The 21,178-nt window shown below is 37.0% G+C and carries 21 protein-coding genes; 13 read left to right on the top strand and 8 right to left on the bottom strand.

Features of this window, described 5'->3' with window-relative positions; genetic code table 11:
- The first annotated feature begins 210 nt into the window (after nucleotides 1-210).
- The 3 genes from WBW42_RS01610 to htpG all read left to right on the top strand — a co-directional run bounded on the left by WBW42_RS01610 (nucleotide 211) and on the right by htpG (nucleotide 3,363).
- Complete coding sequence (locus WBW42_RS01610) at nucleotides 211-801, top strand: OmpW/AlkL family protein (RefSeq protein WP_005065804.1); 591 nt, start codon at nucleotides 211-213, stop codon at nucleotides 799-801.
- 187 nt (nucleotides 802-988) lie between these two features.
- On the top strand, nucleotides 989-1,342 hold the full coding sequence (locus WBW42_RS01605) for a lysozyme inhibitor LprI family protein (RefSeq protein ID WP_005065806.1): 354 nt from the start codon (nucleotides 989-991) through the stop codon (nucleotides 1,340-1,342).
- Between the two features lie 101 nt (nucleotides 1,343-1,443).
- Nucleotides 1,444-3,363, top strand: a complete 1,920-nt coding sequence (gene htpG / locus WBW42_RS01600; RefSeq protein ID WP_005065808.1) for a molecular chaperone HtpG — start codon at nucleotides 1,444-1,446, stop codon at nucleotides 3,361-3,363.
- An 86-nt stretch (nucleotides 3,364-3,449) separates the two neighbouring features.
- On the opposite strand, the gene WBW42_RS01595 is transcribed toward htpG, so the two are convergent.
- The 3 genes from WBW42_RS01595 to WBW42_RS01585 form a co-directional block, all read right to left on the bottom strand.
- Entirely contained in the window at nucleotides 3,450-4,343 is an 894-nt protein-coding gene (locus WBW42_RS01595; RefSeq protein WP_005065811.1) for a hypothetical protein, read from the bottom strand.
- A 125-nt stretch (nucleotides 4,344-4,468) separates the two neighbouring features.
- Nucleotides 4,469-5,611, bottom strand: coding sequence for a hypothetical protein (locus tag WBW42_RS01590; protein ID WP_032070763.1), 1,143 nt, complete (start codon nucleotides 5,609-5,611; stop codon nucleotides 4,469-4,471).
- A gap of 360 nt (nucleotides 5,612-5,971) precedes the next feature.
- Nucleotides 5,972-6,673 carry a DsbA family oxidoreductase gene (locus WBW42_RS01585; RefSeq protein WP_002114847.1) on the bottom strand — a complete coding sequence of 234 codons (702 nt, stop codon included), beginning with the start codon at nucleotides 6,671-6,673 and terminating at the stop codon, nucleotides 5,972-5,974.
- 177 nt (nucleotides 6,674-6,850) lie between these two features.
- On the opposite strand from WBW42_RS01585, the gene WBW42_RS01580 reads away from it, so the two are divergent.
- Nucleotides 6,851-7,609, top strand: a complete 759-nt coding sequence (locus WBW42_RS01580) for a hypothetical protein (RefSeq protein ID WP_032070764.1) — start codon at nucleotides 6,851-6,853, stop codon at nucleotides 7,607-7,609.
- Between the two features lie 21 nt (nucleotides 7,610-7,630).
- Here WBW42_RS01580 and WBW42_RS01575 read toward each other — a convergent pair whose 3' ends face one another.
- Nucleotides 7,631-7,996, bottom strand: coding sequence for a MerR family transcriptional regulator (locus WBW42_RS01575; RefSeq protein WP_002114700.1), 366 nt, complete (start codon nucleotides 7,994-7,996; stop codon nucleotides 7,631-7,633).
- A gap of 71 nt (nucleotides 7,997-8,067) precedes the next feature.
- Between WBW42_RS01575 and WBW42_RS01570 the strand changes: the two genes are divergently transcribed.
- The 4 genes from WBW42_RS01570 (at nucleotide 8,068) to WBW42_RS01555 (ending at nucleotide 10,856) form a co-directional block, all read left to right on the top strand.
- On the top strand, nucleotides 8,068-8,715 hold the full coding sequence (locus tag WBW42_RS01570) for an RBBP9/YdeN family alpha/beta hydrolase (RefSeq protein ID WP_068938187.1): 648 nt from the start codon (nucleotides 8,068-8,070) through the stop codon (nucleotides 8,713-8,715).
- A 250-nt stretch (nucleotides 8,716-8,965) separates the two neighbouring features.
- Nucleotides 8,966-9,457 carry a hypothetical protein gene (locus tag WBW42_RS01565; protein WP_045126412.1) on the top strand — a complete coding sequence of 164 codons (492 nt, stop codon included), beginning with the start codon at nucleotides 8,966-8,968 and terminating at the stop codon, nucleotides 9,455-9,457.
- Between the two features lie 314 nt (nucleotides 9,458-9,771).
- Complete coding sequence (locus WBW42_RS01560; RefSeq protein WP_032005709.1) at nucleotides 9,772-10,335, top strand: Panacea domain-containing protein; 564 nt, start codon at nucleotides 9,772-9,774, stop codon at nucleotides 10,333-10,335.
- A 14-nt stretch (nucleotides 10,336-10,349) separates the two neighbouring features.
- A complete protein-coding gene (locus WBW42_RS01555; RefSeq protein WP_050450586.1) occupies nucleotides 10,350-10,856 on the top strand; it encodes a hypothetical protein in 507 nt (168 codons plus the stop codon).
- Between the two features lie 45 nt (nucleotides 10,857-10,901).
- On the opposite strand, the gene fadA is transcribed toward WBW42_RS01555, so the two are convergent.
- The 3 genes from fadA to WBW42_RS01540 all read right to left on the bottom strand — a co-directional run bounded on the left by fadA (nucleotide 10,902) and on the right by WBW42_RS01540 (nucleotide 14,507).
- A complete protein-coding gene (fadA, locus tag WBW42_RS01550) occupies nucleotides 10,902-12,074 on the bottom strand; it encodes an acetyl-CoA C-acyltransferase FadA (RefSeq protein WP_005065826.1) in 1,173 nt (390 codons plus the stop codon).
- A gap of 12 nt (nucleotides 12,075-12,086) precedes the next feature.
- A complete protein-coding gene (fadB, locus tag WBW42_RS01545) occupies nucleotides 12,087-14,240 on the bottom strand; it encodes a fatty acid oxidation complex subunit alpha FadB (RefSeq protein WP_017398716.1) in 2,154 nt (717 codons plus the stop codon).
- A gap of 150 nt (nucleotides 14,241-14,390) precedes the next feature.
- Nucleotides 14,391-14,507: a hypothetical protein gene (locus WBW42_RS01540; protein WP_078210141.1), complete on the bottom strand. Its 117-nt coding sequence runs from the start codon at nucleotides 14,505-14,507 to the stop codon at nucleotides 14,391-14,393.
- 306 nt (nucleotides 14,508-14,813) lie between these two features.
- Here WBW42_RS01540 and lpxO point away from each other — a divergent pair, with 306 nt between their 5' ends.
- Nucleotides 14,814-15,728, top strand: coding sequence for a lipid A hydroxylase LpxO (gene lpxO / locus WBW42_RS01535; RefSeq protein WP_002114943.1), 915 nt, complete (start codon nucleotides 14,814-14,816; stop codon nucleotides 15,726-15,728).
- Nucleotides 15,729-15,845: 117 nt separating this feature from the next.
- Here lpxO and WBW42_RS01530 read toward each other — a convergent pair whose 3' ends face one another.
- Nucleotides 15,846-16,652, bottom strand: coding sequence for an NPP1 family protein (locus WBW42_RS01530; protein WP_002114678.1), 807 nt, complete (start codon nucleotides 16,650-16,652; stop codon nucleotides 15,846-15,848).
- A gap of 360 nt (nucleotides 16,653-17,012) precedes the next feature.
- Between WBW42_RS01530 and WBW42_RS01525 the strand changes: the two genes are divergently transcribed.
- The 4 genes from WBW42_RS01525 (at nucleotide 17,013) to pgsA (ending at nucleotide 21,098) form a co-directional block, all read left to right on the top strand.
- Entirely contained in the window at nucleotides 17,013-17,543 is a 531-nt protein-coding gene (locus WBW42_RS01525) for a peptidoglycan hydrolase (protein ID WP_025469759.1), read from the top strand.
- A 133-nt stretch (nucleotides 17,544-17,676) separates the two neighbouring features.
- Nucleotides 17,677-19,476: an excinuclease ABC subunit UvrC gene (gene uvrC, locus WBW42_RS01520; RefSeq protein ID WP_002114749.1), complete on the top strand. Its 1,800-nt coding sequence runs from the start codon at nucleotides 17,677-17,679 to the stop codon at nucleotides 19,474-19,476.
- A 121-nt stretch (nucleotides 19,477-19,597) separates the two neighbouring features.
- Complete coding sequence (locus tag WBW42_RS01515) at nucleotides 19,598-20,392, top strand: thioesterase family protein (RefSeq protein WP_005065839.1); 795 nt, start codon at nucleotides 19,598-19,600, stop codon at nucleotides 20,390-20,392.
- 118 nt (nucleotides 20,393-20,510) lie between these two features.
- Complete coding sequence (gene pgsA / locus WBW42_RS01510) at nucleotides 20,511-21,098, top strand: CDP-diacylglycerol--glycerol-3-phosphate 3-phosphatidyltransferase (protein ID WP_002114808.1); 588 nt, start codon at nucleotides 20,511-20,513, stop codon at nucleotides 21,096-21,098.
- The last annotated feature ends 80 nt before the right edge of the window (nucleotides 21,099-21,178 follow it).

The raw sequence follows: 21,178 nt of genomic DNA, 5'->3' as shown, positions 1-21,178 counted from the left end.
GGAATTTAAAAGTATATTAAAATGGTTGGTAATATAAAATAATCTTGATTAATGAGGTTGGGATAAAAACCTATTAAAATAGTTGGATAATATATAATTTTATTTAAAACAGTAGTTTAAAAATAAACTATAAAATAATTTTATAATGAGTATTGCATGGTTTTAAAATAAATGTTTATTATAAATATAAATAAGGTTGGAGATATTAAAGTGTTCAAAAAAGCTTTGGTTATTGCATTAATGGGGATGTCTTCTTTTACTTTTGCTGGTAACTGGCAAGTGAAATTTGGTGGTAGTGTTATTGCTCCATCTGAAGATACAACAACACCTTTAGGCGTGGTAAAAGCAGATCATGAATATGCATTTACACCATCGGTAGAATACTTTTTTGGTCAGTCTCCATTTTCGGCAGAATTATTATTAGCAACACCTATTAATCATGATGTATTGCTAGATGGTAAAAATGCAGCACGTATAAAACAATTACCACCAACAATTACTGCAAAATATCATTTTAAAAACTCTACACGTTTCACACCGTATATTGGTATTGGTGCTACAGCATTTATTCCTTGGGATGAAGAAGGTGCAGCGGTAAAGGTTAAAGAAGATTTTGGTTTGGCAGGTCAAGTTGGTTTTAATTTCCAACCTGCTGATGCTAAAAACTGGGGTGTATTTGTAGATGTACGTTATGCTGATATTAGTCCGGAAGTAACAATTGATCCATCAATTGCTAACTACAAGTTTGATCTAGATATTAATCCTTTTGTTTATACTTTGGGTTATAGCTATAAATTTTAAGCATAATAATAAATAGAAAAATATAATAATAAACCTAGACTCAGGCACCTCACATATATTTTATGTGAGGTTTTTTTATGGATTTTATTTGCACTAAAAAAAGCATAAAACAGACAGTTTTATACATATTTTCTGCAAGTTTTTTTCTAAACTAATTTCTATTCATTACAAGCATGGGAATAAAAACATGAATAACAAATTAGCGATTTGTTTAGCACTTTTGAGTGGTATTGCTTTTACTCAAAATTTACAAGCTGCAAGTTTTTCGTGCGATACTGCAAAAACGAAAACGGAAAAAAGTATTTGTAAAAACCGTTCTTTAAATGATGCAGATGTAAAAATGGCAACGACGTATCAAATCGTTTTGCATGCTTTACCTATGGGTGGGCGAGATAACCAGAAAGATACTCAGCAACAATGGCTGAAAAAAAGAAATGCTTGTGCTGCCAATGTCAGTTGTATTAGCAAAGCTTACCAACAACGTCAAAAGCAGTTAGATACGATATTGCAAGATAGGGTGTTAAGCCACGGCCCATTTTAATTAGAGTAAAAATTTTTGATATTCAGGATTGAAAAATTCTAGAAGTACTCCATTCATAAAGCATTCGAGAACAAACAGCTTCAAAATTTAAGGAGTGATTTATGAGTGAACAAGCATCACAAAATTATAGTTTCCAAGCAGAAGTTGCCCAGCTTTTACATTTAGTGACGCATTCTCTCTATTCTAACCCTGAGATTTTCTTACGTGAGCTTATCTCTAATGCATCAGATGCATGTGATAAGTTACGTTTTGAAGGAATTAATCATCCTGAATATTATGAAAATGATCCAGACTTACATGTACGAATCAGTTTAAATAAAGAAGATAAAACGTTAACGATTTCTGATAATGGTATTGGTTTAAGCCAGCAAGAAGCAATTGATAACTTAGGTACAATTGCTAAGTCAGGTACTAAAGATTTCATGTCAAAATTAACTGGCGATCAAAAAGCAGATGCTCAGTTGATTGGTCAATTTGGTGTGGGTTTTTATTCAGGTTTTATTGTTGCCGACAAGATTACGGTTGAATCACGCCGTGCGGGTCTAGAGGCATCTGAAGGGGTGCGCTGGATTAGTGGTGGTACAGGCGAGTTTGAAGTTCAGCAAATTGATAAAGCCTCACGTGGTACTGACATTATTCTTCACTTACGTGATGATGCGCTTGATTATTTAGAATCTTATAAAGTTAAGCAAATCGTTAATAAATATTCTGACCACATTAGCTTGCCAATTGAAATGCAAAAAGAAGTTTGGCAGGAAGAAGAAGTTGCTGAAGGTGAAGAGCCTAAAGGCGGCCAAATGGTCAAAACTGACGAGTGGGAAGCGATTAACTCGGCAAGTGCTTTATGGACACGTAACAAAAGCGAAGTGACTGAAGAGCAATATATTGAGTTCTATAAAAACTTAACTCATGACTTTGAAGCACCACTCGCTTGGGCACACAACCGTGTTGAAGGTAGTACGGAATATACCCAGTTACTTTATATTCCAAGTAAAGCACCACATGACATTTTTACTCGTGAAGCAAAAGCGGGAATTAAGCTATATGTAAAACGCGTCTTTATTATGGACGATGCGGATAATTTAATTCCAAACTATTTGCGCTTTGTGCAAGGTGTAGTGGACAGCGCTGATTTACCGCTTAATGTTAGCCGTGAGTTGTTGCAAGAAAGCCGTGATGTCAAAACGATTCGTGAAGGTAATGCACGCCGTGTATTAACTGTACTTGATAGTTTGGCTAAATCGGAAGATGAAAAAGACCAAGAAAAATTCAAGACCTTCTATAGTGAGTTTGGTTCAGTACTTAAAGAAGGCTTGGGTGAAGACTTTGGTAACCGTGAACGTATTTTAAAATTATTACGTTATGCGACTTCAACAAATGATGAAGTAACGACTTCTTTTGCTGACTATAAGGCACGTATGAAAGAGGGCCAAAAAGCCATCTATTATGTGACTGCTGACAGTCTAGCAGCAGCGAAAAACTCGCCGCAGCTTGAGTTGTTTAAGAAAAAAGGCATTGAAGTGTTATTAATGGCAGAGCGTGTTGACGAATGGGCAATGAATTTTGTTCAAGAGTTTGACGGTACACCATTAAAGAATGTGTCGAAAGGGGCTGTTGATTTAGGCGATTTGCAAGATGCTGAAGAGAAGAAAGCACTTGAGCAAGCAGCTGAACAGTTTAAGCCTGTTGTTGAGAAACTAAGTGACTCATTAAAGGCTAAAACTAAAGAAGTACGTGTAACTACACGACTAGTTGATTCTCCAGCGTGTTTAGTAACAAGTGAAGGTGAATTGTCTCCACAACTTATTCGTATGCTTAAACAAGCGGGGCAAGCCGTACCTGAAATTAAGCCAATTTTAGAAATTAACCCTGAGCATCCTTTAGTGAAAAAACTTGAAGGCTCAGAGCAATTTGATGACTTGGCAAATGTGATTTTCGATCAGGCTGTGATTGCTGAAGGTGGTTTACCTGAAGACCCAGCAGCTTACGTGAAACGCATTAATAGCTTATTGTTGAAATAATTTTTTGATATAAAAAAAAGCCTCTGAACTGTCAGGGGCTTTTTTGTGGATAAAGAAAGAGTTATCCACAACCTGATGATTTTTGTTTAAAAATTAGCTTCAAGATTCATTTGCACACTGAGTTGGTGTTTCGGATCATCATCAATATGGTTAAAAAAATTAAGATCATTTTGGATAAAAATCCAATCTCTCCATATCGGTTGACGCCATGAAATATAAGGCCCCCAGCTATTTAGTCGAATATCATTTTTAGTATATACGCCACCGCTATAAATACCGTAAGTCAGGCTATTATCTTTCACAAACTCAAATTGTTGAAAAGTCCAATTGCCCCAGTTGTAATCTTCATTTTCGCTCTTGTTCACATTAAATTTATTAGAAAATAATGTGTTATCTTGCATTTTCTGCGTTAAGTTTAGGGTAGTTTCAGAATAATTTCGGCTGGTAGAGCCGTAACGAAAGATCTGTTCTGTATCAATTCTAATGTTATGTCTCAAATTCCATTTCTTCTTTGCTAAAAATTGTACGTAGATATCACTATCTGAATTTGAGCCTAAATCGAGGTCATTTTCAAAAGGCATCCATGTTGAAATGGTGGCCCAGCTCGCACTCAGTGGATTTGTGACTGAAACCTGAGTTGATGAATTCTTCTTCTTTCTTTTACCCAAAGCTTTATACGTTTGTTCAGGTTGAGTCGCACGTTTCCATAACGTATCATTTCCAAATACAGCCATAAGCTCTTGAATTAAACCAGCATCAGATAAAGTATTGTTTGCTTCTACTTCACAAGGTGAGCGTGAAAGTGATTGTCTTTTTACTTTAGCGAAACTCGTAGAAGAATAGGGATAACGCCGTGACCGTTGGTGTTTTAAAGAGTTATAAAAAAAATGAGTATGTGGAAGTAAAGCTAATACACCTAAACTATAAATACAAATGAAGACTGTCGATTTATTTTGAAATGGAGAAGAAAATTGATTCATTTTTAAAGATAAGGAATCAAAAACAAAAATTAGAACAGTACTTTAGAAGGCTAAGCTTAAAATTTTATTTAAAAGTATTTTGTTATTTATCACCTTGGATGAGGTCCAAGGTGATGTTTGCTAGCTTAGAAAAGTGCTTCTAAACGTAAGAAGGTGCTGACAAAATGATTACGGTCTTCGCGGTGGTCATTAAAGTAATTTACATCGCCTTGTACAAAGAACCATTCACGTAAAACGGGTTGGCGCCATGAAACAAAGGGTCCCCAACTGTTTAAACGTAAGTCATTGTCGTTGTAATAACCGCTAGTATAAATACCATAGTTAAAACGGTTGTTTGCAAAGAAACTGTGCTCGCGGAATGTTCGGTTTTCCCAAGCTAGATCGTCATCTTGATCATCGGCATAGGTTAGGCTGAACTGATTGGATAAAATCGGTTGATTCGGTCTAGCATGGGTAAGTTCAAGATTAGTACGTAAGTAGTTTTCGCTGTCTATGCCGTAACGATAAATTTGTTCAGCATAAAACTTAAAATCATTACGAAGTTGCCAATCTCTCGATGCTTTTAAACGAACATAAATATCGTCCCCAGAACGAATACCTAAGTCGGCATCGGTTTCGAAAGGCAGTTTTTTAGAAAAATTTGACCAACGTAAGGCAATTGAGCTGTTGTCATCTCGAGTTCGTTTGCCATCTAACTTCTTATTGGAGTCTTGATTTGGGTTTTGGTTAATATTAGCTGGACTGTTATTAAATTCATCATCTAAAGAATCATCACCAAATACCACGCTTAAACGTTTTTCTAGCGTAGGGAGCTTAATTTTACCGCGAATTCTGGGCTTAATTTCAAAGTTGTCGTATTCATTCCAATAGTTATCCACCATGACGCGAATGGTTGCTGTTGCAGGTTTTTGTGGATCAACTTCACCAAACCAATTATCAATTTTTTCAGAAGTACGATCGGCCCAATTACGAATTTTCTTTTGCTTACGATCAACCCAGGTTTGATCTTCGGTTTGTTCGGTAGGCGGAACAATAGGCTCACTAGATTGCTCTGGAAAAATGGTTGGGGTTGCATCTACCCAACGCGGAATTTGATCTAAGAGATTTTCGTCTGTGGTGACTTCAGTTTGTACTCCAGATGATGTACTTCCTACTTGTTGGTTTGCCGAAGAAGAGGCGGTCTCTGCATGAGCGATGCATACTGAACCAAATCCAATCGTTAAAAGTGCAAAAAGCTGCCTGTACGGCATTACATGAAATGTTTTCATATCTATCTTTATGTTTTGTTGTTGTTTCCACTTTTGTTGATTTTTCTAATAAAATCAAGAGGGAGACACAAAAGTTAAGTAAATTTAACTTTTTTTACATATTTGAAATAAATGAAAAAGTTTAAGCTATTAGCGATTATTTTTAGCCAAAAAAAAATCCCCCAGTGAAGGGGGATGATAGATCAAGGAAACTTCAAATTCCGATCATTAAACACATAAAAAACAGAACATTACAGCGCGAATATTCTAAGCGGCAATAATAAACTGATTTTTAGCAATTAGATAGTTCTTTTTTTAGAACGCTCTATTGCTAAAATGATGATAAAACATACGATTTGATCACATTTTAATTGTGTTCATTTATTTCTTTGGAATATCGCAAGTTTCATCGGTACAAGCAGCTGCATCATCTTGCTCGACTTCTTCACTATCTGCTTTGATTTGTGCTTTTTCCAAAACTTGTAAAAAGACTTCACGTGGTTGAGCGCCAGCAAGAGCGATTCTTTGGTCAAATACAAAAAATGGCACGCCAGTTACATTAAGCTGCTCACGTGCAATTTTTTCATCATGACGGACAAAGTCAGATAGTTCGTTGGTATCTAGTACGTATTCAACTTCAGCATTGTCTAAACCAATACGAGATGCAATTTCTTCTACAACTTCACGTTCGCCAATTGCGAGACCTTCGGTCATATAAGCATGGAAAAAAGCTTCTTTAGCTTCATTACCTAAACCTTTGCTTTGCGCAAGGTGAATAATACGGTGTGCATTAAAACTATTGCCTGAGTTGGCTTTTTGCCATTGAAAATCAATACCTTCAGAAGCAGCCATGGCCGCAATATTGCGCTCCATTTCTTCCATCTCTTCATAGGTACGGCCATATTTTTTAGCTAGACGTTCAGTATTTGAAGTGTCATGTTTAGCTGGCGCATCAGGATCTAATTCAAAACTATGCCAGTGAATTTCAAGATCAATACCTGCTTCAGCAGCTACATGCTCAAGGCGTTTTTTACCAATATAACAAAAAGGGCAAACTACATCAGACCAGACATCAACACGCATGGGAGAATCTCATAAATTTTAATTACCCATCATAATAGGGATGATGGATAAGGATTTAAAGCTTTGGGTAGCGAATACAGTGTTGCGTATTGTGAAATAAATGGCATATAAAGAAGAATAAGCTCTATTTTATAACTATAAAGAGCAAAACTATAAGAAGGGAAATAGGAGGTGTGTATGCGCCGAGTTTTGATTGCGATTGCAAGTCTGATTGTTATCACAAGCATTATTTTTTTCACCTATCAACATATCAAACAGCAGCAGGCCAAAGACAGTAGTCAAATGTTTGATGTCGTCATGACTGAAAAAATGAATCAGCTTTATGACCAAGCACAAGACTGGTCTAAACCCGTCCAGCTCGATATTCACGATAAGCGTTTGGCAGGACACTATAAGCAAATTTCAGAATTTCTTTTAAGTTATTGGATTCAAAATATTAATGCACGTAATGCATACTTAAGAGAACTCAAAGCAGCCAAATGGGATACTTTCTTAAATGTGGACCGTTTAGATATTGATAAAAAACAGAAGTATGCAGAAACTGAAAAGATGCTAGCCGATGTCCGTAAAGCATCAGATCAGTACCAGACTGAATATGAAAAGATTCATAAAACTTTCTTAGCAAAGGTTCAAGAATTATCGGTTGATGCAGAGATGAGGCAACTTCTTGAAATGAAATTGGGAACTCAGCAAAAAGCAGATCAAGATCATGCAATTTTTATGATTGAGCTACAAATTTTAGATAAAGCAGAAGAAATGTTTAAGCTTCTAAAAAATTATGAATGGCAAAAGAAAGATCAGATGATTCTTTTTCATGAAAATGCTCAGGTCAAAAAATTTAACGGGCTTTATCAAGATGTTCTAAAGCTAAATGCAAAAATTGAAAAAATTAAGAAAAAGAATGTAGCTGCACTCGAAGGAGATTTAAAAGAATAAGCAAAGCATGAGCATCAAATATTATGATTTGGTGCTCTCGACTTTCCCTTTGGTTAAAAAAGATTGTAATAAACTTTGAGAAGTTTGCAGTTTGTTTAACTGCTCAGACACATGCATGAGTTCAGTTTGCAGTTTTTCTTGAACCACTGAGCACAGCGTAAATACGCGTTCATCTAAATCAAAACAAGGCAGCAAAACCTGAATATCTTTTAGGTGCATGCCTGCATCATTTAATATTTTAATTTTCTTAATATTTTCAATATCTTTTTGCGTATAACTTCGATAGTTATTACTCGCTCGAAGAGGCTGTATAAGCCCTAAGCTCTCGTAATAACGCAGCATACGAGGACTTACTTTTGTAAGCTCGGCAACTTTAGCTAAGTTCATAAAATGGGGTTGACCTTAACAGTGGTGTTATAGTTTAGCATGTTTTTATCTTTCAAAATGGTACTTGTTCAATGATCAGAAAACTCATTTTATTGGTGTTATTCGGATTAATGTCATTTGTTGCAAATGCCAAAACACTTGAACTTCAGGAGAAGAACATGCGTCAAATATTTGTGCTTCACGGTTACTCTGCTTCTATAGATGATCATTGGTTTCTAGATTTAAAACATCAAATAGAAGATGAACATACAACGGTTACCTTAATTCCATTTCCAGATTCTGAGAATCCTGATGTAGATGCATGGCAAAAGGTTTTAGACCAACAGATCCCTAAGGTGGATGAGAATACCTATTTTGTTGCGCACAGTTTAGGGGTGATTACGTTACTGCACTTTTTGCAAAGACATGATTATCAAAATATTGGAGGAATGATTTTAGTATCTGGATTTTCTGGTTTCATTTCAGATTCTTCTGTACTTAATAGTTATATAACCAAGAGTAAAGTCGATACAAATTACTTTAAGGGCATAAAGAAAAAGCTGGTGTATTTATCGGATAATGATGATTTAGTTCCGCCAAAACTGACTATTGAATTGGCGAAAGAAATTGATGCGCCGTACATTACCGTTCCTAATGGTGGGCATTTTTTGGGTAGAGAAGGTTATACGAAATTTCAGCAATTAGTTGATTCTCTAAAAGAGATGTTAGATAGCAAATAAAACCAATAAGTTAAATTGCACTCTATAATCTGAATACTTTTGTTTTGTTCAAGTTATAGAGTGTTTTATATAAATTTCATTCTTGAATAAATAAAGTCCCTTACTATTACATTAAAAATTTTAATTATATTTACCGTTTATCTGAGCCTTACTGAATCATATTCGACTTTGTTGTAGCCTATTTATAGATACTTTTAATTTAATCATCATCTTTTAATTGAAATAGGGTGACTGATTTTTGGAGCAAGTTATGAACTTTCTAAAACAATCAGCCTTCATTGCTGCATTTGCTTTTATGGGTTTACCGACTGTTCAAGCAGAAGAAGTGGCTACTTTACCAACAATTCGCGTTATGGCTGAATCTGAGCTACGTGAAGAGGTGGGATTTGTACCCTTCCAAGAAGATAAAAAAGTGCGTCAGGCGCTGCAACATCATGAGTATAAAACTCATTACGATATACAGAATGCTTTAGTCCCTGAAGGTATGACTACAGTAGATTATCAGCCAGTTATGGCACAGCCTGATTTGTCTCAACTTTCTCCATTCTTACAACAATACATTTTAGCGGTAGCGGGTGGAATACAGTCTTCTGATCCAACCAATGGCATTTTTGAAATGTTAAGACCTTTGAATATTAACCGAAGTAATGTTGGTGCTTATCGTGATGGTACGATGAAAGTTAACCTTAATGACCTCATAAATTTACAACAGCAAATTCAAGATGGTTTAAAAGGCCATTAAAAATAAACACTAGAAGGTCCTTTCCAAGATTATTATGTAACTTATTTTTTTTATTTATAAATTTATCAATGGATTATATGAAATAGTATATGGTTTTGTGCGAAAGGTATCAGTAGAATGAAAAAGTTAATTCGTATTGCGTAATTTTATTAATCTGTGAAGATAACTTCTCTCAAAATAGTTTTTGAATTTTTTGCTATTCATCTGTAGCTGATAGACATTTTTTAGACAAAAATGATAAAATTAGCATTAATTTAATATTTGTAATCTCTATATTCTAATATTTATAAATGAGATGTTTAAAGGTGATTATTATGAATCTATTTAGTGATGTTAAAGCAGCAGAAGTAGCTGCGTACTTTCTTTCTAGATCTGATGGTCAATTGCCTGTTTTAAAATTAATGAAATTGATGTATCTTGCTGAAAGAGAGTCTTTTAAACAGCACCATTTTCCTATAATTGGCGACTATCTTGTCTCAATGCCTCATGGTCCAGTTCTGTCCTTAACTTATGATAGATTAAATGGAAATTGTAGAAATACATATATGAGAGAACTTTTATCTGATAAAGAAAATTATAATATTTCTCTAAAATCAAATATTTCTATAAATAGTGATTTAAAATACTTGAGTAAAGATGACCAAAATATTTTAGAAGAAGTATGGAATGAGTTTGGTCATATGAATAAATGGGAAATTCGAGACTATACGCACAATGGTGGATGTCCAGAATGGTCAGATCCGAATGGGTCAAGTAGACCAATAACATATAGAGATTTATTTAAAGCTTTAGAGTTTGATGAACAAACTGCTTCAAGCATTGAAGATTACCTGAATGAAGAATCAGATATAGATAGTTTTTTTTCAAATTTGGTATAGGACTGCTTAATTTCATGGTCGAAGGTAATAATTCAGAAGATAATAAAAAAGCGAATGAAGAACAAATTACAAAGACTTTATCGAGTATACAGTGGGATGCAAAAGCTGGTGACACTTTATTAGTGCCTTCGGGACCATCTGGAAACCATCTATTTGTTGTATTATTTGATCCTCAGGTACCAATAGATACAAGTTTTGGAAAAAAACTTCACTTAGCTCAAGTTAATTTTACATCTGTACGTCCAGGTATGATACATGATACTAGTTGTATTATTGAATCTGGTGAGCATGAGTTCATTAGCCATCAAAGCTATGTTAATTATAGAGGTTTGAGATACGAGGAATATGAGCCAATCAAAAGAGGTGTAGAAAATGGACGCCTGTCTTTACATACTCCAGTTGAATATGGTTTATTGTGTCGGATTAGAGAAGGTGCACTTATTTCTGGTAAAACACCTCCATATGTTAAATACGAGATTCAAAAATTATTAGATTCTGCTGATATAAGTAAATCAGCATAAAAAATCCCCGCATTGAGCGGGGATTTTTTTTTATCTTGGTGTTAATTAAACACGTTCGATCACTGTTGCAATACCTTGACCAAGGCCGATACACATGGTCGCAAGACCGATTTGAGTATCTTGTTGTTCCATTACGTTCAACAATGTAGTGGTGATACGTGCACCAGAACAGCCTAGTGGGTGACCCAAAGCAATCGCACCACCATTTAAGTTAATGATGTCTTGCTTGTCATAAATACCTAAGCCTTTCATTACTGATAAGCCTTGAGCAGCAAATGCTTCGTTTAACTCGATAGTTTGAATATCAGCCATCGTTAAACCAGCACGTTTAAGCGCTTTTTGAGTTGCTGGAACTGGACCGTAACCCATGATTGCTGCATCACAACCTGCAACGGCCATAGAGCGAATTACAGCGCGTGGTTTTAAACCTAACGCTTGTGCGCGTTCAGCAGACATAAGTAACATTGCAGAAGCACCATCAGATAAAGCTGAAGATGTAGCAGCCGTTACCGTACCACCTTTCGGGTCAAATACAGGACGTAATGCTTTGAACGCTTCAAGGTTTGCATCTGGACGAATTACTTCATCGATGTCGCAAAGGATTTTAAAGCCATTAGCATCGTGGCCTTCAACACCAACGATTTCGTTTTTGAAACGACCTTCTTGAGTTGCAGCCCAAGCACGGCGGTGAGATTCAACACCAAAAGCGTCTTGCTCTTCACGGCTAATGCCATTCATACGACCTAACATTTCAGCAGTTAAGCCCATCATGTTAGATGCTTTTGCATAGTGTTTAGATGCTTCTGGGTTTAGGTCGATGCCATGCATCATACCTACGTGGCCCATGTGCTCTACACCACCAATAATGAAAATATCACCTTGGTTTGTTGCAATCTGTGCAGCAGCAGTATGAAGCGCTTGCATAGAAGAACCACAAAGACGGTTTACTGTTTGACCAGCAACAGTTTTTGGTAAGTCAGCCAATAAGCCGATGTTACGGCCAATGTTCATACCTTGTTCTAGAGTCTGGTTTACACAGCCCCAGATCAGGTCTTCAACTTCGTTTACATCAAACTGGTTACGGGCAACGAGTGCACGAACCAATTCAGCAGATAAGCTGTCAGCACGTACATTACGGAACATACCGTTTTTGGTTTTACCCATTGCAGAACGTACGCCATCAACGATGACAACGTCACGTGGATTTAAAGTAGCCATTCACGTTGCTCCTTAACCGTAGAATTTTTTGTTGTTAGCAGCCATGTCGCGCAACATTTGTGGCGCTTCATAAGCCTTACCTAAGTGTGCATATTTGTCGCAAAGTGCAACGTATTCAGCAACACCAGTCTGGTCGATATAACGACATGGACCACCACGGAATGGAGGGAAACCTACACCCATAATCATCGCCATGTCTGCTTCAGCAGCAGTTGCAACGATGTTGTCTTCTAAGCAACGAACTGTTTCGTTACAGAAAGCAAGCATCATGCGGTCAATGATTTCTTGGTTATCAAACTCGCGTTTCTCACCCGTTACGAAAGGAGCAATGATTTCATATGCTGTTGGATCAACAGTTTTTGCTTTTTTGCCTTTCTTATCAAGTTCGTATTTGTAGAAACCAACGTCATTCTTTTGACCAAGTCGTTTAGCTTCGTACATTGCTTGGATTGAACCTTTAAAGTCTGGCTTCATACGGTCTGGGAAACCTTCAGCCATGACTTCTGCACCATGTACACCTGTGTCGATACCTACAACGTCGATGAGGTAAGCAGGACCCATTGGCCAACCAAACTTAGACATTACATTGTCAACTTGCTGGAAGTCTGCGCCGTCTTTTACAAGAAGGTCAAACGCACCAAAGTAAGGGAACAATACACGGTTAACCAAGAATCCTGGGCAGTCGTTTACAACGATCGGTGTTTTGCCCATTTTTTGAGCAAGCACAACAGTAGTTGCAATCGCTTCTTCAGAAGTCTTTTCACCACGAATTACTTCTACAAGCGGCATCATGTGAACTGGGTTGAAGAAGTGCATACCAACGAAGTTTTCAGGACGTTGTAATGCTTTTGCTAAACGTGTGATTGAAATCGTAGAAGTATTAGAAGCAATAATCGTATTTTCACGAACATTTTTCTCAGTATCCGCAAGTACCATTTCTTTTACTTTTGGATTTTCTGTAACTGCTTCGATCACGATATCAACTTCTTTAAACTCATCGTAGCTTAAAGTAGGACGGATACGTGCAAGCGTTTCACCCATTTGCGCAGGTTTCATTTTCTTACGTTCAACTTGTTTAGTTAACAAGCTGTTCGCTTCTTTCATACCTAGAGCAAGTTGTGGATTACCAATATCTTTCATGATAATTGGTGTGCCTTTGCTTGCCGCTTGGTAAGCAATACCACCACCCATGATACCAGCGCCAAGTACAGCTGCTTGGTTTACAGGGTGTGCACCTTTTTCATATTTTTTAGCAGTTTTCTTAACAACTTGGTCATTGAGGAATAAACCAATCAATGCACCAGCTTGTGGCGTAATCGCAGCTTTTGCAAAGCCTTCAGCTTCAGCTTTTAATGCTTCGTCACGCGCAAGACTTGCACCCGCTTGTAATGAATCAAGTAATAATTTTGGAGCAGGGTATTGAGCAGGGTTTGCTTTAGCAAGCACTGCACCTTTCGCAGTATTGAACGCCATCATTTGTTCAAGTGGGTTCAATTTTACAGCTTCAAGCTTTTCTTGACGTTTTGCTTTCCAGTTTAAACGACCAGAAATTGCTTGCTTAACTAAGTCAGTTGCAGCTTCAAGTAATTTATCAGCAGCTACAACCGCATCTACCGCACCATCTTTTAGGGCAGCAGCTGGTTTTTTAGGAGCAGCCATCGCCATCCATTCAACCGCGTTGTCGATACCAATCAGACGGCTTAAACGTACGCTACCGCCGAAACCTGGGTAAATACCAAGTTTAATTTCCGGTAAGCCCACTTGTGCAGCTTCTGACATCACACGATAGTCACAAACCAAACACATTTCAAAACCGCCACCTAACGCCATACCGTTAATAGCAACAACTTTTGGAATTTCTAAATCTTCAAAGCTATTGAAGATTTCGTGAACAGGCATAAGCCAGTCAACAATTGCTTTTTCGCCTTGTGCGAAGTTTTCACCAAATTCGGTAATGTCTGCCCCAACAATAAATGTCGATTTGCCCGAGGTAACAACTAAGCCTTTAATATCATTATTTGCTTTTACCGCAGCAATAGCAGCTTGGAAATCTTCAATTGTTGCACGGTTAAATTTATTGACCGACTCACCTTGTAAGTCAAAGCGGAATTCTGCAATTCCGTCCGAAAGCATTTGGACGGTAATGGCATTGCCAGCGTGGATCATGCCTGATCTCCTTAGTTTTGGAGGACTTCTAAGTTGATGTTATGAAGCGTGTGCACATCTTAGGTACACATTTATGCTTCGCTAATCTTACGATAACTATATCTAAAAAAAACCTGACAAGTTGTATCAAGCCGTGACGCAAGGGTCATCTTATTTATTATTCAATTCATCTATATGAAATGCATAAAAGAAATCATAAAGATAGCTAATAACGAAAGACATTTGTTTTAATTTAACTTTTTCTTGATAAAGCATAGGAATTATCAATTTTTTATATAAAAACGAATAAGTTTTAAAAGTTAATTTTTTGTCAAAAATGTCAATTGTTAGTGGGATCATCTGTAAATAACAGTAATAATAGTAATAAATTTTAACTTCCTTAAATTTATGGAAAAATACACTATATTTAAAATTTTTATTACACCAGCGCTGTCTATTATTTGACTTAATTTTTTTACATTCGCTTTTTCTAAGTCAATTTTGTTAAAATTTGCACCAATTAAATAAACTTCCGGTTTCTCTCTCCTTAAATATAAGGTGAAGTTGCCCCTAATCTTTTGAAAGAGTAGCAATATGATTAAGTGGATCATATTAGCGATTTTTGTGATATCAGCATTGTATATCCAACATCGCGGCAAAGTGCGTCACTCGTTTTATCGTCAATTTTTTGACCATTCAACCTTGCTCGCACCGATTAACTTTTTAATGTACATCTTTTCAAAGGTGCCGAATCAACCTTATATCGATACACAGCATTTTAAAGATTTAAAAGTGCTGGATGAAAATTGGGAAATGATTCGAGATGAAGCGAAAGCTTTATATGACCAAGGTGGGATTAAAGCTTCAAGTACCTATAACGATTTAGGTTTTAACTCATTCTTTAAAACAGGTTGGAAGCGTTTTTACCTCAAATGGTATGAATCGAGTCATCCATCTGCTGCTGAGCTTTGCCCAAAAACTACAGCACTTCTTAAAACATTGCCGACAATTAAAGCAGCAATGTTTACCGAGCTTGCACCTGACAGCCGTTTGGTAAGACACCGTGATCCGTATGCAGGTTCTTTGCGTTATCACTTAGGTCTAATTACACCAAATGATGACCGTTGTTTTATTGATGTCGATGGCGAAAGATATTCTTGGCGTGATGGTCAAAGTGTCGTGTTTGATGAAACTTATATTCACTATGCTGAAAATAAGACTGATCAAAACCGTATTATTTTCTTTGCAGACGTTGAACGTCCAATGAAAGTAAAATGGATGGAGCGTTTCAACCATTGGTTTGGTCGTAAAGTGATGACTGCGGCAAGTTCACCGAATGAAACAGGCGACCAAACAGGTGGCTTAAATAAAGCTTTTGCTTATCTTTATCAAATTCGTATTAAAGCTAAAGCCTTAAAAGCATCGAACCGTAAGTTGTATTATTTCTTGAAATGGTTCTTGATGCTTGGGATTTTCTTTTTGATTTTTGTTCGACCATATGTATTTTAATAAAAAACGCCCCAAAGGGCGTTTTTTACTTTAAGCAATTTTATTTAAATTATTTTAAATATCAATTCTCTAAAAATAGTTAAAGTTCCAATAAATTAAGTTTTTATTAAGTTTTAATTAATAAAAAGTCACATTGTTCCATTCAGCAGGTTTCTTACTATTTAAAAAATTAATAATTCGAGATGGTTTTATTTCAAGTGTTGCTTGACCGTAGTCCGAGCTAAAAAGAGTATTAATGTAATTTGTAGGTGCCTGATCAATTTCAATCACATTAGGTAAAACCCATTTTCCTGTTGGATTTTCTGGAACCTCATTAACGACTTGAATATTATTTGATGTCTTGGATGTTGCTAAACGCAAAGCATGTGTCAATACCCCATCTTTATGGTAAACAACGGCGTAGGCATTATTACCATATTCTTTTGCTAATGGAGATTGATTGGCGGGTGTATTAATTAGTTCTCCATGTGCACTTACACCTATATGCGTCACTTTACCATCCTTCATCCAGACTACAGCGTGCTCTAGATCATGTCGGTGTCCTATGAAGTCTAAACTACCATTTACGGCTTTATCTTTAACAGTGTAAAGTGCAAAAATACGACCGCAGTAAATGGAATTCTGATAAGTCGTACATTTTTCTTTATAAATAATATTTGCTTTGCTCAATTGATCCCTATAGCTGCATTGACCCTCTAAAGTGCCTGAAGTATCCAAACCATTATTAGGGAAATAGTTTTCACCTTGTTTTTGTACTGGTGCTGAAGCTAAACATCCATCTGTATCGAAATCAAAGACAATTTTTCCATTTTCTAAATTTACAGGTTTCAACGTAGAAAGGCCTGTAATACATGCTGGTTGGTCTGTACTGCATAGAGGAACTTGGCTCCAGTCTTTTGAAAAACCTTGAGTTGAGTAGATCATGCTACCGATTAGAGTAAAGATTAAGATATATATATTCATATATTATGGATATTTTAATAGTTGAATCCAAATATTAAAAAAGTTAAATGACATTATTTTTTCAGTTTTATTAAAATATTATTTTATGTAGACTTTAATAATATTTTATTTTTTAATATTTTTTTATAAAAAATAAATTTATGTAAACTTGTACTAAGTAGATAATATGAAAAATGTATTGATTATTGATCTAAATGATTAATTTTGTGACCTATTTCACAGTGCTGGTAATTTGTTACAACTATTAAGAGCCAATAGGCAATTTTGATTCTACAATGGCGCGGTTTTTTCGAAGACTGGTCAGCGGAAGTAGGTTTTAAAATGGCTCATGCTCATCACGCAGCTCATGCACATGTTCATCATATCGAAGAGAGAAAAGAAGACAGTTCTCAAGGTGATTTAAAAACAAAAGTGATGTTAAGACAAGCAGCTTCGACGACTGAAAAATCTAAACGATCTATAACTAAAAATCATAAAGCTGAAGACCAAAATATTAATTTGCATAAGTTCTCGAGTAAGCTCGAAAGTATCTCTGCCAACCATAGTAAAGAGAAATGCGCCAAAAATATTCGTATTGCTCTACAAGCGGCTGGAGCAGATGTGTCAAAGCATCCTGTAGCTGCTTCTGATTGGGGGCAAACGCTAGAAAAGAATGGTTATAAGAAAATTAAACCTGCTTTCAACCGTCCACAAGAAGGTGACATTTACATTATTGAGCGAACTAGTGGCCACACTTATGGTCATATTGCAGGCTATACAGGCAATGGTTGGTTCTCGGATTTTCGTCAAAAAACCTATGCGGTGTATAAAGAAAAAGACGTTAAATATAGTTACTATCGTCTAGACTCTTAAGCGAGTACGACACAATCTGTCGGACCATATTTAAATTGCTTTCCAAATTTATGTTCTAGCACAGTAAAGCACTTGAAAATTAGGGGTGAAAACATCACATTAGGTATTCAGTATTAAGCCATGCATGCCAATAGTGAATCAAAACGCTCGTCCTCATATTGAAAAAATTTTAGCCAACATGACCCAGCTTCCAGGTGTTTATAAAATGCTAGGGAAGGAGGGTGAATTGTTATATGTCGGCAAAGCGAAAAACCTAAAGAATCGGGTATCGAGTTATTTTGTTAAAACCATTGAGCATCCTAAAACTCAGGCTTTAGTTGCCAGAATTTATGATATTGAAACGTTAGTCACTCGTTCAGAAACTGAAGCATTACTCCTCGAGCAAAATTTAATTAAACAACATCGACCGCCTTATAACATCATGCTGCGGGACGATAAGTCATATGTCTATATTTTTGTGTCGGCAGATAAGCCCTATCCTCGGCTTGCCAGTGGGCGTGGTAAAGGTAAGCACCAAATTGGTAAGTTTTTTGGCCCGTACCCAAGTGCCTATAGTGCACGTGATACGTTACTGGTTTTGCAAAAACTTTTTAATGTGCGTCAGTGCGAAAATAGTTATTTTTCACAGCGCAAGCGTCCATGTTTGCAATACCAGATCAAGCGGTGTTCAGCTCCGTGCGTAGGTCTGATTTCGCCCGAAGATTATAAAGAAGACGTTAATAATAGTATTCGCTTTTTGCAAGGTGATACCAAAGAGCTTAATCAAGAGCTCATTGCCAAAATGGAACAAGCAGCGGCTGAGCTTGAATTTGAAAAAGCTGTTTTTTACCGTGATCGTTTATCTTTATTACGTGAAGTACAAGCCCAACAAGCCGTATTTAAAGTCAAAGGCGAAGCAGATATTCTGGCAATTGCATATCAGGCAGGCGTGACATGCGTGCAAATTATGTATGTACGCAATGGGCGAATGCTGGGTGGAAAAAGTTATTTCCCAGACATGCTTGGTGATGATCTTGGGCAAATGCTGAGTGACTTTATGGCGAACTTTTACTTTCAGGTTGCAGATGAAGTTCCCAATGAGCTTATCGTAAATATTGCTTTGCCTGATTGTAAAGAACTAGAGGAAGCGTTGGCACAGCAGTTTGGCAAAAAGGTTCAGATTAAGAGTAATGTTCGAGAAACTCGTGCCGAGTGGCTGGAACTAGCCGAAATGAACGTTCAACATGCCATTAAGGGGCAGTTGAGTAATCATTTAGAACTTAATGAACGTTTCCATCAGTTAGAGCAAGTGGTGGGAAGACCCGTTGATCGTATTGAGTGTTTTGATATTAGTCATACCATGGGTGAAGCTCCAATTGCCTCATGTGTCGTGTTTGATCAAGGGGGCGCTCGTAAGCGTGACTACCGCCAATTTGCCATTCAAGACATCACAGCAGGCGATGATTATGCTGCTATGCGTCAAGCTTTAACACGTCGTTATAAAAAGGCCATATTGCCTGATTTACTGTTGATTGATGGTGGTAAAGGCCAGCTCCATATGGCAATGGAAGTTATGCAAGAGCTTGGGTTAGACGCTTTTATGGTGGGTGTATCTAAAGGTGAAGGGCGTAAACCCGGACTTGAAACCCTGCATTTTACCGACGGCACAAAAATCCAGTTACCGGAAGACCATAAGGCATTGCACTTGATTCAGCAGGTGCGTGATGAGGCCCATCGTTTTGCGATTACTAAACATCGTGCTAAACGCGACAAACGCCGAAGTACCTCAGTTTTAGAGGCAATTCCTGGGTTGGGGCCAAAGCGCCGTCGAGATTTATTAACTCATTTTGGTGGAATCCAAGGCGTTTTAAAAGCATCTGAAAAAGAGCTTACTCTTGTGCCCGGTTTTGGTGAAATGATGGCAAGAACGATTTATAAAATTCTGCATGAATAAAGATAGGTTTCTATGCTGAATGACCAAATAGTTGGTATATAAGTACAAGAATGATCATTCACATTCCCTTTAAAATGATGAAAGATGTTTCATCAAGAGTCAGAGTGCTTTAGGGAAGTGAATGTCATTACTGCAATTATTTGAAGAAATAAAACAAAAGGAATGGATTGAAATACCCGAAGGGTGGCTACAAGGGCGAACTGTTTTTGGTGGGCTTGTCGCTGGATTACTCATGCAAAAGGCCTGCTGCAATATTCAAGATCCAAATAAAAGATTATTAAGTTGTAGTGTTACTTTCGTGGGCCCTGTACAACAGGGGCCTGCCCAATTGACTATTGAAATTTTAAGAGAAGGGAAATCGGTCACTACGCTTGAAACCCGTTTATGGCAAGATGGTGCGGTACAAACGATTTTGGTCGCAAGCTTTGGTGTGCCGCGTGCGTCGAATATTAAAGTGCGACATGAGCCTATCGTTCCAGTTTATAGGCAACCTGAAGAGTTACAACCTATTCCTTTTGCTAGACAAATGCCAGAATGCTATCAACATTTTGATGTATGCTGGGCAGAAGGTCATTATCCTGTTACAGGAAGTCAGTATGCTGACTTTGGAGGATGGTCAAGGTTTAATCCTAATAAGCATGAAAATCGTCAAATGACTTTGCCAGATTTAATTGTCTTGATGGATATTTGGCCACCTGGTGTATTGCCGATGTTTAAGCAAGTTGCTCCTGCAAGTTCTTTAACTTGGCACATTACCTATGTCCATCCGTTCCAACATCAATTATGTGACTGGTTTAAATATAAAGTGGTAACTGAATATGCAGGTGAAGGTTATTCCACAGAATATGCCCATCTTTGGGACCAAAATGATCATTTAATTGCAATTTTACGGCAAACTGTTACGGTATTTACCTAAGCAGTCCACTTCCTCGATTCATATATTTCGTATAAAGTGGCTGTTACAGATAGATACAATATTGAAGAAAGTATTTTTGTCTGTTACAAGATGCATGAAGACTTAATTGGCGGTGTTTATGACCACAGGGCGAATCCTGAATATCCCAAATATCCTAACATTAGCGCGTATTGCGCTTATTCCTGTATTTTTGGTGATCGCGTATTGGCCGCCTGCAATGGGTATTGGTGAGCACGAAGGAAGTATGAGTCGTCATATTATCTTGACGGCTATTTTTGTGTTTGCTGCTATTACCGATTGGTTTGATGGCTATTTGGCACGAACTTTAAACCAGACTTCAGCATTTGGCCGTTTTTTAGATCCAGTTGCAGATAAGCTCATGGTGGCGGCTGCACTGATTGTTTTAGTGCAGTGGAATCCAACGATCTCAATGGCTTTTGCAGCAATTGTTATTATTTCACGTGAAATTACAGTTTCTGCTTTACGTGAATGGATGGCAGAACTTGGCGCACGAACCAGTGTGGCAGTATCGACTGTAGGTAAATATAAAACAGCCTTTCAGATGATTGCCATTAGTGTGTTCTTACTTAATTGGCAGCCTTTAGAAATGCTTGCCTATGCTTTGTTATATACAGCGGTCATTTTAACTCTATGGTCAATGTTTATTTACCTCAAAGCAGCTTGGCCTTATTTAAAGCAGCCTTAAGTGCATATTGAATGATTAAGCCTTTCTATAATGAAAGGCTTTTTTATTTTTGAAGAGTGCAAGAATCGGGTCGTCATAGG

It is taken from the genome of Acinetobacter sp. LT1 (assembly GCF_059800965.1).
Note: the sequence above shows the minus strand (reverse complement) of the source record. Positions and strands in the feature narration are given on the sequence as shown.